Below are 14,590 nucleotides of genomic sequence, written 5' to 3'. Positions count from 1 at the left end.
GTGTTCCCAGGGGATAGGAGAAGTCGCTTGATATCTAGTATGACGTCTGTCGCACCTGCTTGATCGCGGCCGCGATAGCTAGATCGCGTTGCTCCTCTTCTCCATCCGCGTTCCAAGCTGCGGAAAGGCACCCATAAGCGTACGCCTGGTCGAGCAGGCGACGCGGATCGACGTCCAGCGCACGAGAGAATGCGTCCGCCATCTGTGCAATGCGTCTAGGATCGAGACAAAGGTCGTCTCTGTCAGCCGGATCGTAGAACATATTGGCGGCGCCAAAGCCCACTTCACCGACCAGACCGACGGGATCTATCACCAGCCAGCCGCGACTGGAGAACATGATGTTTTCATGATGCAGATCGCCATGTAGCCCACGCAGTTCCGAGGCATTGCTCATCATTTGATCGGCTATAATCGCCGCGTGGACGTAGTCAGTTTGACAACCTGCGTTTTGATCATCGCGCGCCCGCTGAAACAAAGCTGCAAAGCGATCCCGGATCGGGAGAAGGGCAGAAGGCAGGGGTTCCTCAGATGCGGCATACAGCTTCGCCATTAGTTCCGCTGCAATTTCGGTCGCCTGGTAGTCGCCGTGCTCGGCAACGATGTGAGAGAGCATTCGCTCCCCGGCATATTCGAGCAACATCAGATTGTTCTCACGACCGAGCAACCGGACTGCTCCCCTCCCATTGCGCCATACCAGATAGTCGGCCCCGCGCAGTTCATCAGCAATGTCTTCTATAGGTTTCAATCCCTTGACGATTGCAGGAGTCCCGTCTGGCAATGAAACTTTCCAAACGAGGCTGGAAAAGGTGTCCGCAATGAGAACAGGTTGCGAAACGTGCCAATGAGCAGGAAAAACAGGCGGCATGAACATCAACCCCAAGTCAGAGGGTCCAATCGCAGATAGAAGGCAAGGCGTTCGCGGTCGGGGGCTTCGATCCCCAATACATTGAATAGGACAGCGAAGGCGCGCTCTGCTTCATCTGGCGCTGCCCAGTTCTCTTCGGCGTTAGCAATCATGAGTGCCAAATCGGCATAGCGATCTGCTGTTCCGAGCCGCCCAAGGTCGATCAGACCCGTGCATTGAAGAGTTTTAGGGTCCACCATGAAGTTCGGCATGCAGGGATCACCATGGCAAACAACCATATCGGTGCGCTCTTGGTCGAGCCGCACCGGTAGCTCTCGTTCGACACGAGCCAAAAGATCGAGCTGCGGCGTACTCTTGTCCTCGTCCGGTAAGAAGTCGGGATTGACGGCATTGCGGGACACCACATCAACGGCGCGTCCGAACATTCGCGACAGCCTGCGCTCAAACGGACATTGATCAACCGATAGGCTGTGAACAGCGCCAAGTTGCTGCCCCATTGACGGCCACGCTTTGAGCAAATCCGCTCCAGACAGATCAGCCGCCGGTACTCCCGGAATTGCCGTTATCACCAAGCATGCACCCTCCTGTTCCTCCTGCCAGTTGATCACCTCGGGGCAAGCCACACCTCGACCTTTGAGCCAAATGAGGCGGTCACGCTCTCCAGCGAGCTCACCGCGGCGGGAAGCAGGTGCGATTTTCGCGAAGGCATGCCCGTCACCACGTCGAAAAACAAAATCACCAGATTCTCCGCCTCTGACAGGCAACCAGTCAGAATGCGATTCACCAAAAAAAATATTAGTTCGATTCAATGGAGGTTCCTTCAGTTTTCTGATGAAGCGCGGAGGTGGCTCAACCTGCGAAAAGAAACGAGTTGCTACGTAAGTCCGAGAACATGCTTTCCATGGTCTCTGAGCTCGCCTTTGGGACCGACATATCGGTAGAGAGTGACGCGCTCGATGCCGAGTTCCTTGCAGAGATCGGAAACTGAAGTATCGCGCTGGGCCATGGCGGCTTGCGCGAGACGCACCTGAGCTTTGGTGAGGGCTCTGTTGCAAAGATTGGCGGCAGTCAGAGGTAGGCTGTCGCTCTGCGCCGATCAGGCGGCTGCTGCGAAATGGTGGTTGAGCATGCCCATGGCCTCCGTCAGCGCCGAGGGCCCAATGCCAAAAGCTCTCTCCACAAGGCGCACCTCGCCCCTGATGCCGGGCTGCAGGCACCAGGGGCGAGCCTGTCCTTTGCGCAGGGCTCGCATGACTTCGAATCCCTTGATCGTGGCATAGGCCGTGGGGATCGATTTGAAACCGCGCACCGGCTTGATCAGTATCTTGAGCTTTCCGTGATCGGCCTCGATCACGTTATTGAGATACTTCACCTGCCGGTGGGCCGTCTCCCGGTCCAGCTTTCCTTCGCGCTTCAATCGGTGATCGCTGCACCATAGCTCGGCGCTTTGTCGGTATTGAGCGTGGCAGGCTTTTCCCAGTGCTTCAGGCCTCGCAGGGCCTTGCCCAGGAACCGCTTCGCTGCCTTGGCGCTGCGGGTCGGCGACAGGTAGAAATCGATCGTGTCGCCCCGCTTGTCGACTGCCCGGTACAGGTAGGTCCACTTGCCCCGCACCTTGACGTAGGTTTCATCCAGGCGCCAGCTCGGATCAAAGCCACGCCGCCAGAACCAGCGCAGCCGCTTCTCCATCTCCGGGGCGTAGCACTGGACCCAGCGATAGATCGTCGTATGGTCGACCGAAATGCCGCGTTCCGCCAGCATTTCCTCAAGGTCGCGATAGCTGATCGGATAGCGACAATACCAGCGCACCGCCCACAGGATCACATCACCCTGGAAATGGCGCCACTTGAAATCCGTCATCGTTCCGTCCGTCCAATCTCCGCCAAGCATGCTCAAGCTTCACGATTTTTGCAACAGAGCCCATACCGGAACCTTCCCTCAGACAATGCCGTTCTGATAAACAGTAGAGGCGGCTACTTGGAGCGGAGGCCCGCCAAAATGCGCCGCTCTGTTTTAAGCTTTCACTAGTGGCACTTCATCCAAGCGAGTGGTCCATCGAGGGCTTCGCATGTCCTGTTTGAGCGACCACGGCTTCTGATAGCTAACCCCAGCCGGTGCCAATGTGTTCCTGCCAAACTTAGCATTCACCGCATCCATCACGCGCATTAGATCCTCACGTCGAGGGTCTGGATTGTGCCATAGGTCTGCAACCGCATGTGCGGGGTCGATCAAACCTTCGAGCGTGACCCCAGATTTTGCGTAGCAGAAACCTTCAGCCCATAGGCGGCGGGCGATACGCCCCGCCGCAGCGGACAAAGCCAAACTGTCATTTGTTGCGACGGGAAAATGCTCGATCCCGGAGACGGAGCGTTGTGGGCCATTCCGGTGGCGCGATGTGTAATAAAAAACCCGAATGTGAGGGGCGGCGCGGCCATTTCTGCGGAGCTTTTCGCCTGCCCTTACAGCGTGCGTCCGCACCGCCTGTTCCAACTCCACCAATGTCGTTACAGGTCGGCCAAACGAACGTGTGACAGCCATCCCTTTCTTTGCAGGAGCTGTGACTTCGAGAGCGGAACAATGAACGCCGGCAAGTTCTAGCGCGATCCGTTCGCCCGTAACGCTCAATATCTGCCGAGCTGATTTCAAAGGCATAGCTGCCAGATCAGCAGCAGTTCGGACACCGTGCGCTGCAAGTCGTTCCGACAATGCGCGCCCGATGCCCCAAACATCTTCTATAGCAAGTGTTGCCAGCAATGCCGCCCGGCGCTCTGGATCGACAAGATTGCAGACCCCGCCTAACTCCCCCCTCTTTTTCGCAAGGTGATTTGCGGCTTTGGCCAGCACTCTCGTTGTGCCGATGCCAACGCAGGTCGGTATGCCAGTCCATTGCAAAACAGTATCCCGCATCAGCCGTGCATGGCCTTCAGGGTCAGGGGAGCGGGATAGATCCAGAAAACTCTCGTCAATCGAATAGACTTCCACCTCGTCGGCAAATTGTTCGTAAACAGCGTTCACCCGCCTACTCATATCCCCATACAAGGCGTAGTTTGACGATCGGACTTTGCCGCCGGCCTTCAAATAGCTGTCCCTGATTTCAAACCAAGGTGCCCCCATAGGAATACCCATCGCCTTAGCTTCAGGCGTGCGGGCAACGACACAACCATCATTGTTCGATAGCACCACGACCGGTTTGTCGATCAGCGAGGGGTCAAACACACGTTCGCAGGAACAGTAAAAGCTGTTGCCATCAGACAGAGCATAGATGCGGTTCACGCCAGCTTCCGGTGTTGGGTAAGCGACCACAATACAACGCCCCAAACGATAACCTCACTGGCTTCACTGATTTCCAGATGGCCCATGTCCTTGTTATCGAAGTCGAGGATCAGTCGGCCGAGGCGTTTGCGGATACATTTCAAACTGGCTTGGCCGTCGATGATCGCCACAACAACGTCACCAGCCTTCGCGGTGACGCTGCGGTCAACCACCACATAATCACCATCGTTGATACCGGAATCCTTCACCGACCAACCATCGACCTTCCAGATAAAGGTGCTGATGGGGTTGATGATCAGGATCTGGGAAAGGTCGATTGCCCCTTCGATATAATCGTCGGCCGGCGACGGAAAACCGGCACAGACTTTAGCCCCCATCACGGGCACAAGCACAGGCTCTGCCGAATGCTGAAGCAGTCTGGCGGAGGCAGCGACCATCTCCATTCGTGATCTCCTTTCGGTTCTTCCTATGCACCCAATCCGATTTTACGCAAGATAATTGTTCTTGTTCTGTTCACATAGCAACGGAGCGTGTGAAGCTCAGGTTTAGAGGGAGAGAGAAGGCGAAAGAGGGCAAGGTTGCCCTGAGAAAAGAGAGAGGCAGCCGCAACGCAAACACTGGAGTTGCTAGATGTCCTCGATCGCTCAAAACGAGTTTGGTTTGTTCGGCCAGATGACCAAGGCTGACGGCCTGATTGCCGCCGCGTGGGTTTTGTCGGTGCAGTTGGCCAAGGGCCGCGCACTGGATGCGAAGATGCTTCGCGCCACGATGGAGCAGACATTCAACGCCAGTGACGCCCAAGGCGCGTGGGATTGGCGCGATGCCTATGAAGCTGCGGAACTGGCGCAGGTCATGTTCCTGCGTCGTAACGGTTCGGCCCTGATCGGCGCGGAGATCGCCCAAGAGGAAAGCCGAGCCGCGCTTCACAACGTCTTGTCCCTGACGCCCTCACAAACGCGCCGCTCAGAGCGCCAAATGAAGTTTCAGCAATTCTCGACGCCTATCGACTTTGCCTATGTGGCGTCGGTAGCGCTGAACGCAGGACCAGGTGACGTGGTGCTGGAGCCGAGTGCCGGCACAGGTCTGCTGGCCATCTTCGCAGAACTGGCTGGCGCTCGCGTTCTGCTGAACGAGCTGGATAACGAGCGCGCCAATCTCCTCGACAATCTGTTTCGTGAAAGCGCGGTCACTCGCTTCAATGCCGAGCATATCAACGACATGATGGACCAGTCGGTACGTCCGAATCTGGTTCTGATGAACCCGCCCTTCAGCGTGGCACCGAATGTCGCTGGCATCAGCCGCCGTGCAGATTTCCGTCACATCCAATCGGCTCTGGCACGACTGCCGATTGGTGGCCGTCTCGTCGCAATCACTGGCGAAAATCTGAACCCTGCCAACGAACCAGAACTGTTCGCCCAGCTCATTGAGAGCAAGGGCCAAGTCCTGTTCACGCAAGCGGTCGATGGCAAGGTTTACGCTCGCCACGGCACGACCGTTGATACCCGCCTGATCGTTATCGAGAAGTCTGAGGAAGCCGAAGCAGCGCAGGTTGTCTTGCCAACTGCAAAAGACACCGCTGAGCTTCTGGCTTCGCTAGAGTGCCTTCCGCAGCGCCGAGCAACTGTCCACGCCCCAACTCGCTCGACGCCCATTCTGCAAGCCCCGCGCCTTCGTCCGGTTACATCGCAGATCGTCGCCGTTAAGTCGGTGTTTGCTGACCTGGAGCACGTCTCCTACGTCGCCCGCGATCAGGCTCTAGCCGCCGCATCGGCCATCGACGGCATTTATGAATCCTACAATGTCGGCACCATCGACATCGCCGGAGCCAATCAACACCCTTCAACGCTGGTTGAATCCGTGGCCATGTCGGCTGTCCGTCTGCCGATGCCGTCGCATCGCCCGTTGCTACCTGCTGGCGTTGTCAGCCAAGGCAAGCTGTCCGGTCCCCAACTCGAAACCGTCATTTACGCGGGCGAAGCCCACTCCAACTACCTCCCCGGCTTCTGGAAGGCTGATGAGAGCCTTGAGCAGCTTGAATCCGCTTGCCAAGAAACTGGCCGCTCCTATCGCAAGGGCTTCTTCCTTGGTGATGGTACGGGCGCGGGTAAGGGCCGTTCTTCTGCTGGCGTCGCGCTCGACAACTGGCTCAATGGCCGCCGCAAGATCCTGTGGGTGTCCAAGAACGAACCGTTGATCGAGGACGCACGCCGCGATTGGTCGGGTCTAGGCGGCAACCCCGCGCAAATCGTTGCCCAGGGCAAGTACGCATTGGGTACTCAAATCGGCCTGAAGGAAGGCATCATTTTCACCACATATTCAACGCTTCGCGTTGGTGCCCGTGGCGATAAAGCCTCCCGACTGACCCAAATCCTTGATTGGCTTGGTTCGGACTTCGATGGCCTTATCATCTTTGATGAAGCGCACGCTCTAGCCAATGCGGCTACTGAGAAGGGGGCTCGTGGCGACCGAAAACCTTCCGAACAAGGCAAGGTCGGCCTGCGCCTGCAGAATGCGCTTCCGGATGCCCGCATCCTCTATGTGTCGGCAACTGGCGCAACCGTTGTCGCCAACCTTGGCTATGCTTCGCGCTTGGGCCTTTGGGGCGGAGCAAACTTCCCCTTCCCTACCCGAGCCTCGTTCGTAGCTGCGATGCAGGCTGGTGGCGTTGCTGCAATGGAAGTCCTCGCCCGCGACCTGAAGGCTCTGGGCCTCTACATTGCCCGCTCGCTATCCTATTCCGGCGTCGAATACGAAATGCTGGAGCATGAACTCTCTCCGGAACAGGTTGCTATCTATGACGCATACGCAGATGCCTTTGCGGTCATCCATAACAATCTGGAAGCTGCCCTCGTGGATTCAGGCGTTTCCAGCGTTACCGGCAAAACGCTGAACGGAAACGCGAAGGGCGCTGCACGCTCGGCCTTTGAAAGCAGCAAGCAACGCTTCTTCTCCTTCCTCGTGACCGCAATGAAGATGCCTACCGTTCTTCGTCAGATCGAGGCCGATCTTGAGGCCGGCATGGCTCCGGTCGTTCAAATCGTCAGCACTGGTGAAGCCCTGATGGAGCGCCGCCTCGCTGAAATTCCGGTCAGCGAATGGAATGACGTGCAAGTCGATGTGACCCCTCGGGAATACGTCATCGACTACCTGAACAACTCCTTCCCCATTGGCCTGTTTGAACTCTACACCGACGAGGAAGGCAACGAACGCTCACGCCCTGCCATGGTCGATGGCAACCCGGTTGTCTGCCAGAAGGCGCTGGAGCGCCGCGAGGCTCTTCTTGATCACCTCTGCTCGATGCCTCCTGTTCAGGCTGCACTGGATCAGCTCATCCACCACTTCGGAACCGATAAGGTAGCTGAAGTGACCGGCCGTTCGCGCCGTATCGTCAAGAAGCTGGATCACACTGGCGCTCGACTGGCAGTAGAAAACCGCCCTGCTTCGTCCAACAAGAACGAAACTACGGCCTTCCAAGACGGTACGAAGTCGATCCTCGTATTCTCGGATGCGGGCGGCACTGGCCGTTCCTATCACGCCGATCTCGGTGCCAAAAATCAGGCCCGCCGCTCGCACTATCTGTTGGAGGCCGGCTGGAAAGCTGACGCGGCTGTCCAAGGCCTCGGCCGGACTAATCGAACCAACCAGGCGCAAGCTCCGCTTCTGCGTCCGGTGGCTACGAATGTGAAAGGCGAGAAGCGTTTTCTGTCCACGATCGCACGCCGTCTGGACAGCCTCGGTGCTCTCACCAAAGGCCAACGCCAAACGGGCGGCCAAGGCCTGTTCCGCCCCGAGGACAATCTCGAAAGCGATTACGCCCGCACCGCTCTGCGTCGCCTCTATCAAATGCTAGTCCGCGGTCAGGTTCAGTCCATCACGCTTGGTGATTTCCAAGCGGCAACTGGCCTCGATCTTCTGTCGCAAGAGGGCGGCCTTAAAGACGACCTGCCCCCCATTACGACTTTCCTGAACCGCGTGCTGGCTCTCCGGATCGAAATGCAGAACGCCATCTTTGCCGAGCTTGAGCTTCGCATCGAGGCAGAAGTCGAACTGGCCAAGGCAAACGGAACGTATGAGGTCGGTGTCGAAAATCTGCGTGCAGAACGCTTTGAGCTGATGAACGCTCGTACCATCTACACCCACGAAGGAACGGGTGCTGAAACGCAACTTGTCGAGGTTCGCCAGCTTATCCGCAGCAATCCTCTATCCCTCGCTGAAGCCCTGAACTGCATCGAGGGCGGTGCAAAGCCCTATATCAACGAACAGAGCGGCCGTGCTGCTTTCATCGTCAATGCACCGTCGTTCATGTCTGATGACGGCACCGTCGAAGAACGCCGCCGCATCGTTCGCCCGATGGACAAGGAACGCATTTCCCTGTCGCACCTGAACAACTCCCATTGGAAGCCGGTTGATATTGAAGCCTTCGCTAAATGCTGGACTGATGAACTGGCCTCAATCCCTGAATTCATCGAAAACACCTTCCACATGGTGACGGGTTTGCTCCTGCCGATCTGGTCGCGCCTACCGAGTGAAGCACCGCGCATCTACCGCCTTCAGACGAGCGATAATCAACGCTTCATCGGTCGCAAGATCGACCAATCGTTCCTCCCGCAAGTTTGCCGCGCCTTCGGCCTTGAAACCCCGACGATCCCTGTTGAGCGTCTTGTCGATCTCGTTATGTCCGAGGACGCCAAAATCACTCTGGCTGACGGCTATCAGCTCAAGCGTAGTCTCATTGCCGGCGCACGCCGTCTCGAAGTCATAGGCCTCGATCACAATAGCCTGCCTATGTGGCGTTCGGCTGGCATGATGTCAGAGCGGATCGCTTATCAAACCCGCGCTTTCATCCCGCTTGGCGCACGTTGCGAAATCATCCTGAACGCCTTCGTGGAGAAACACCCCGTCCTCGGAATCCGCGCACACTAAGCAGCGGGACGCTCCCAAATCACCTATAAGCTTGGCTGTTCCTGTTCGCCGGATGGGAACAGCCAGATACGGACGAGCTTTCAGTGACAATTACCAAAATCGACATCTACGCTATCGGTGCCGTCGCTATCGGTGCCTTCCTGATTTTTAATCAGGGCGACAATCGGTTTGGCGTATTTGAACGCCCTGCCCCGAAGGGGCGAATGACCACGATCCAATGCTTCACACCTGACGGAAGGCCTGCATTGCAAGACTATGCTTTCGGTCAAATCAGACAGGATGCAAATTTCACGTCCTTCTATTCGGAGAGCCAAGGGGTCCATCTTCAAACAAACCTACCCTGCATCCTTCACCGCAACCTAACTGCTGAACAGGTTCAAAGCGTCGATTTTGCGCTGCGCTCACCCGACTTCGGTAATAACCAGTGGGAAGGTACAGCGGGCCAACACCTTGCTCATGCCAACGGTGAAGCGCCCAAGGCCGTTATAGACCCTTCCACGATGCCCTTGGCTGAACCTGCGTCAGATAATGCCTCAAACGCGGACTAAGCCGTAGGCTGAACACGATCTTTTACGGGGTGGCCAAGAGCCATCCCGTTCATTCCTCATGCGGCCGCTTATGCGGCTCCAAGACAAGAAACGTACTGCCGTGGGGCTCTCCGTTTTCGCGTGAGAGAGGCGCTTTGTGTACCCGTCACTAGAGGGGGACCGGCACAAGACCGGGCGAGAGCGCCCTTGTCTGGATTCCTTCAACCGCAAAGCGGTGCTCCACGCTGTTTCGCTCCTTCGGATGAAGGCCCAGCCATCCAGTGCCTACTCGGTCCCCGTGACGGGCGCACAAGCGCCCCGCTTCAAACCACGGAGTTTCCAATGGCAGACGGTAATTTCATTTCTGACGCTTCGATCACCGGCGCACAGATCGAGGAACTGACTGTTGTTGGATATCGTCCCTTCAGCGACGAGATTGATCGTCGCCCGATGCCTGAAACGGCGGCTTGTCAGCAAGCGATGAGCGATGTCTTTGACGCCATTGGCTCCACCTTTGAGGACACCCGCCTTGAAGAAGATCTAGCTGACGTGATGTGGGGCTTCGTCAACATTTTCCATCGCAAGGTTTCTCGCCTCGATGCTGACCTTGACCGCAATGAAGTTGCTCAGCGTGACAGTCAGGCAATCCAAGACGGTTCTGAGATCCGTTCGGTAGAACTGGAGCGATTGACGGCTGAAGGTATGGGCCTGATCGAGCGCCGCAACGCTTTTGAGGCTCTACGAGACATGGCGGCGGATCACTACGCTGTCCAAACTGGCTCACTCTGGACGCCTGCATACGGCAGCAAGGTCAACCGCGTCACCGCTACCGCAGCTATGTTGGACTCGCGCGACTTCATCAATGCCCGACGCAAGGCTGACAACGACGCCTATAATCCAACTGGCCCAATGATCGGATTTATCGCCAGCACCAACTACAACGACTACGACGCTATCTGGAAAGCCTTGGATAAGGCTCACGCCAAGTATCCGACCATGACTCTGGCACATACCGGCGACAACACAGGCGCACCAAAAATCGCATCGGCTTGGGCCCAAGCCCGCAAGGTTCCGCAGATTTCTTACTCACCTGACTTCAAAAAGCATCTGAAGAGCGCACCATTCAAGCGCAACGATCAAATGTTGGCCGCCAAGCCGATCGGCATCATTGCTGGCCCTGGAAATGGTGTACGCGATAACCTCGTTGATAAAGCCCGCCAACAGGGCATTAGCGTTATGGAGATTTCATAAATGGCCCAAATTGCCAGCGACGATATGGCGAAAGCCATTCGGAGATTGCTCGATGGCCATAGCGTTGAAATCAACTGCTGGTCCTTTGGATTTTTAGATGGGTATGTCTGGGCAACAAATCCTTACGGCATCGATGTCGCATTTTTCGAACCCACCCCTGAGAAGCTAGAGCGGGCTTTGATGCTTGCTGAATCGGATTGTGACTAATTTGGTAAAGACACTCCAACCCAAGATCGGCAAACGGTTCGCAACCGTCCGATCGATAAAATCTCTAACTCAAGACGAAATGGCAAATAGTCTTGAACTGAAATTAAGCGCCTACCGGAATTATGAGCAAGGGCTCCGCGACCCTCCCGCCCGAGTCATCTTTGCGATATGTGAACTGTACAAGATTGAAGCCGTATGGCTCCTCGGTGGCATTGGCCCGATCCGTACATCTTGAAGAGACAATTACATCTCGGCCGCACAGCGGCCTCGGGTGGTGGCCCCAAGTCAAGGCAACCGCTAGGCGGCAAATGATTTCGGGCTTCGCGCAGATGCGCTCCAGTCCTCTCATTTGGCCTATGACATGGGGCTTCGATAAAGGGGTTTTTCGCTTTCCGTTAAAACCGGAAATGCTTCGAAGTTTGTGGGGGTGAAGGTGTTCGCTGTTGAGGTGCCTATTACGATGGCGGCGGTGATGGGAAGTGAGGACGGGTTCAGGATGGGTCCAAGAGTGGTGACTGAAGAAGAGGCAATTCTCTCAATGTTCAGCAATCTGGACACCCGTATCAAAGCTGTCATCGAGGCCTTCAAACCTAATGGGGTCGTTTGCGGGAGGGGGCGGAATCCTACGCTAAGGCTTTGGCCAGCGATATTCTCCGGTGAGATTGATGTGTTCCCATCCGAGCGGCGAAACATGGGCCAAGAGATCGGGCGATAGCAGCTTTCCATCGCGTTTCTGGTTTGCAACGACCTCGCCGAGCTTCATGGTGTTCCAGAAGATGATGATGGCGGCGAGCAGATTCATGCCGGCGATGCGGTAATGCTGGCCTTCGGCGGAACGGTCGCGGATTTCACCGCGGCGGTGGAAGCTGATTGCCCGCTTCAGCGCATGATGAGCTTCGCCTTTGTTGAGCCCGATCTGGGCACGCCGTTGGAGTTCGGCATCCAGAATCCAGTCGATCATGAACAGGGTGCGCTCGACGCGACCGACTTCCCGCAGGGCTGTCGCGAGCTCGTTCTGCCGCGGATAGGAGGCGAGTTTCCGCAGAATCTGGCTTGGCGCGACGGTCCCGGCAGCAATGGTGGCGGCGATGCGCAGGGTGTCGGGCCAATTGCGCTCGATCATGGCTTGGTTGACCTTTCCGCCGATCAACGCTCGCAGGTGCGCCGGGGCGGCCGACGGATTGAACGCGTAGAGCCGTTTGGATGGCAGGTCGCGGATGCGCGGAGCGAACCGGTAGCCGAGAATGGCACATGCGGCAAAGACGTGATCGGTGAAGCCGCCCGTGTCGGTGAACTGCTCGCGGATATGGCGTCCAGCATCGTTCATCAGCAGGCCATCGAGGATGTAAGGCGCTTCGCTTGCCGTTGCAGGAATCACCTGGGTTGCGAACGGCGCATATTGGTCGGAGACGTGGCTATAGGCTTTCAGGCCCGGGGTATTGCCATATTTCGCGTTGACCAGGTTCATGGCCTCACCTTGCTCTGTAGCGACGAAGAACTGTCCGTCGCTCGAAGCCGACGTGCCCATGCCCCAGAACCGGGCCATGGGTAACGCTGCCTGTGCCTCGACCACCATGGCCAGCGCCCGGTCATAGGCTTCGCCCTCGACATGCCACCGTCCAATGCGGATCAATTCCCAGAAGGTGTGGGTGTTTGTCGCATCCGCCATTTTGCGCAAGCCGAGGTTGATCCCTTCCGCCAAGATAACGTTCATTAGCCCGATCCGGTCAGCGCAGGGTGCTCCTGTGCGCAGATGGGTGAACGCTTCGGTGAAGCCGGTCGCCGCATCCACCTCCAGCAGGAGATCGGTGATGCGCGTGGGCGGGATCTGCTTGTAGAGATCGAGCACCAGATCTTCGGCGCCTGTCGGCGCGGCGGCTTCGAGTTTCTCGATATGCAGAACGCCGTTTTCAATCGACCCGCCCGGGATCGTGCCTGCGCGAGCGGCACGGCCAAGCTCGCGCAACCGCATGTCGAGGCGAGCTTGCCGGTCTGCCAGCCATTCCTCCGGCCGCAATGGCACAGCGAGACGACCGCCTTCCGCGATGGCTTGTGCCGGAACGAGTGCGTGTTTCAGATCGCCATAGCGCCGGGACCTAGTAAGCCAGACATCTCCGGAGCGGAACGCATCGCGCAGATGGAACAGCACCGCGATCTCCCATAGGCGAGCGTCGCCAGCCCTCTGGGCCCGAAGGTGGCGATGCCATTTCGAGCTGGGCCGCAAGAAGCTGGTCATCGCGGCATCGTTCAAACCGGTACGAAGGGCCGTCACCGCTTCCAGAAGCGGCAGTGCAACGGGCGCAGCTCGCAGATCGAGCAGGCGCAACATGCGTGGAGCGTATCGGCGGAAGCGGTGATAACCGTCGAGCACATGGTTGAGCGGATCGTCGGCCATGGTGGCGGTGAGCCTGGTTGCCATTGCAACAAGGGTTTTGAAGCCGTCCCACCCTGATCCGCTCGCGATGACGTCGCCCAGCGGCTGGCCATCATCCTGTGCATCGACCAGGGCGCCCCCGATCTCGGCGAAGGATTTCAGGGTGTCACGCACCACCCCCGCTTCGTCTGCGACCTTTGCATGGCAAATACGCTCCGAAGCACGGTAGAGACGGCCGACGATCCGGTCGTGGGTTTCGACCACTGCGTCGGCCAACATCGCCTGCCATTCCGAGACGCAAACAGCCAAGATCGCAAGCCGCCTGTCCTCCGGGAGATCGCGCATGCCGTCGGCATAATACCGTTCACCCTGCCTGCGCAGACGAGTCACCCGATGGGCAGGAACGCCGGCAAGCAGATCCTCGGGGAGATCGACGCGTTGCAGATATTCGAGCCGGTCGAGCAGCCGGTTGGCCGACGAAGAGTTCGAGCCAGGCTCGAACTGGCGCAGCCACACAAAACGGGTCACCCGATCATCAGCCGTCTCCTCGAGCAATGCCAGCAACTGTTCTCGGATCGACATAGGCAGACGAATGGCGATCCTCGTCTCGATGCGTCGCTCGGCATCGACGAGAGCCGCGGCACAAAGCCGCTCGATCGTGGATGTCGCGGGAAGGACAGTGCGGGTGCGTCGGCACTCGGCTACGAAGCGACGGGCGATATCCTCGTTCGACACCGCCATCTCGGCTTCTCGGAACAACCATTCCTTCAGCTCGCTCGCACCACGTCCGGAGAAGGTGCGGAAGCCGTAGAGCCCCCGTAACTCGGCAAGATGCTCGTGCCGTGTTTCCTCGCGGGCAGCATAGTCTACGAGATCGTCGGCACCCAGGCCAAGCTGCGCTCCGATAAATTCGATGACCTCTGCAGGGATCAGTTCGCCTGGAGCCAGCACCCGGCCGGGATAGCGCAGGACACACAATTGCAGGGCGAAGCCGAACCTGTTGTGAGCGCGCCGACGCAGCCTGATATGCCCAAGGTCTTCATCACTCAGCGTATAGTGCTTGAGCAAATCCGTCTGTGAAGTCGGCAAGCGCAACAGCGCGTCTTTCTGCCGATCGGTTAGAGTGACGCGACGCGGCATACATGTTCCTTTTTCAAAATCTGATAGCGT

Annotated in this window: 10 protein-coding genes and 1 pseudogene; 5 read left to right on the top strand and 6 right to left on the bottom strand. The window is 57.7% G+C overall.

Annotation, left to right across the window (positions count from 1 at the left end; genetic code table 11):
- Positions 1-34: 34 nt before the first annotated feature.
- The 5 genes and pseudogenes from WEU32_RS14915 to WEU32_RS14895 all read right to left on the bottom strand — a co-directional run bounded on the left by WEU32_RS14915 (position 35) and on the right by WEU32_RS14895 (position 4,581).
- Entirely contained in the window at positions 35-871 is an 837-nt protein-coding gene (locus WEU32_RS14915) for an aminoglycoside O-phosphotransferase APH(6)-Id (RefSeq protein WP_000480968.1), read from the bottom strand.
- Positions 871-1,674, bottom strand: a complete 804-nt coding sequence (gene aph(3'')-Ib / locus WEU32_RS14910) for an aminoglycoside O-phosphotransferase APH(3'')-Ib (protein ID WP_001082319.1) — start codon at positions 1,672-1,674, stop codon at positions 871-873. The genes WEU32_RS14915 and aph(3'')-Ib overlap by 1 nt, the downstream gene beginning before the upstream one ends.
- Before the next feature lie 287 nt (positions 1,675-1,961).
- Positions 1,962-2,725: pseudogene (locus tag WEU32_RS14905) on the bottom strand (IS6-like element IS6100 family transposase).
- Between the two features lie 153 nt (positions 2,726-2,878).
- On the bottom strand, positions 2,879-4,138 hold the full coding sequence (locus WEU32_RS14900; RefSeq protein ID WP_406853497.1) for a Y-family DNA polymerase: 1,260 nt from the start codon (positions 4,136-4,138) through the stop codon (positions 2,879-2,881).
- Entirely contained in the window at positions 4,135-4,581 is a 447-nt protein-coding gene (locus tag WEU32_RS14895; RefSeq protein ID WP_342482102.1) for a translesion error-prone DNA polymerase V autoproteolytic subunit, read from the bottom strand. The genes WEU32_RS14900 and WEU32_RS14895 overlap by 4 nt, the downstream gene beginning before the upstream one ends.
- Before the next feature lie 187 nt (positions 4,582-4,768).
- On the opposite strand from WEU32_RS14895, the gene WEU32_RS14890 reads away from it, so the two are divergent.
- The 5 genes from WEU32_RS14890 (at position 4,769) to WEU32_RS14870 (ending at position 11,281) form a co-directional block, all read left to right on the top strand.
- A complete protein-coding gene (locus tag WEU32_RS14890) occupies positions 4,769-9,061 on the top strand; it encodes a strawberry notch-like NTP hydrolase domain-containing protein (protein ID WP_342482101.1) in 4,293 nt (1,430 codons plus the stop codon).
- 83 nt (positions 9,062-9,144) lie between these two features.
- Positions 9,145-9,609, top strand: coding sequence for a hypothetical protein (locus WEU32_RS14885; RefSeq protein ID WP_342482100.1), 465 nt, complete (start codon positions 9,145-9,147; stop codon positions 9,607-9,609).
- Positions 9,610-9,930: 321 nt separating this feature from the next.
- The gene (locus WEU32_RS14880) at positions 9,931-10,839 is read left to right on the top strand and encodes a DUF2493 domain-containing protein (RefSeq protein WP_342482099.1); all 909 of its coding nucleotides are present in this window, start codon (positions 9,931-9,933) and stop codon (positions 10,837-10,839) included.
- Positions 10,840-11,046 (top strand): hypothetical protein, encoded by a 207-nt coding sequence (locus tag WEU32_RS14875; protein WP_342482098.1) that lies wholly within the window; start codon positions 10,840-10,842, stop codon positions 11,044-11,046.
- A gap of 79 nt (positions 11,047-11,125) precedes the next feature.
- Entirely contained in the window at positions 11,126-11,281 is a 156-nt protein-coding gene (locus WEU32_RS14870; RefSeq protein WP_406853499.1) for a hypothetical protein, read from the top strand.
- Between the two features lie 393 nt (positions 11,282-11,674).
- Here the strand turns inward: WEU32_RS14870 and WEU32_RS14865 are convergent, their stop codons facing one another.
- Positions 11,675-14,560 carry a Tn3 family transposase gene (locus tag WEU32_RS14865; protein ID WP_006473469.1) on the bottom strand — a complete coding sequence of 962 codons (2,886 nt, stop codon included), beginning with the start codon at positions 14,558-14,560 and terminating at the stop codon, positions 11,675-11,677.
- Positions 14,561-14,590: the final 30 nt, after the last annotated feature.

Origin of the sequence: Brevundimonas sp. BH3 (assembly GCF_045345115.1) — a bacterium.
GTDB lineage: Bacteria > Pseudomonadota > Alphaproteobacteria > Caulobacterales > Caulobacteraceae > Brevundimonas.
Note: the sequence above shows the minus strand (reverse complement) of the source record. Positions and strands in the feature narration are given on the sequence as shown.

Bases quoted from the DNA above. Each gene is read 5' to 3' on its own strand.
- WEU32_RS14915 (WP_000480968.1), bottom strand. From the start codon at position 871: ATGTTCATGCCGCCTGTTTTTCCTGCTCATTGGCACGTTTCGCAACCT.
- WEU32_RS14895 (WP_342482102.1), bottom strand. From the start codon at position 4,581: ATGGAGATGGTCGCTGCCTCCGCCAGACTGCTTCAGCATTCGGCAGAG.
- WEU32_RS14890 (WP_342482101.1), top strand. From the start codon at position 4,769: ATGTCCTCGATCGCTCAAAACGAGTTTGGTTTGTTCGGCCAGATGACC.
- WEU32_RS14880 (WP_342482099.1), top strand. From the start codon at position 9,931: ATGGCAGACGGTAATTTCATTTCTGACGCTTCGATCACCGGCGCACAG.
- WEU32_RS14875 (WP_342482098.1), top strand. From the start codon at position 10,840: ATGGCCCAAATTGCCAGCGACGATATGGCGAAAGCCATTCGGAGATTG.
- WEU32_RS14870 (WP_406853499.1), top strand. From the start codon at position 11,126: ATGGCAAATAGTCTTGAACTGAAATTAAGCGCCTACCGGAATTATGAG.
- WEU32_RS14865 (WP_006473469.1), bottom strand. From the start codon at position 14,560: ATGCCGCGTCGCGTCACTCTAACCGATCGGCAGAAAGACGCGCTGTTG.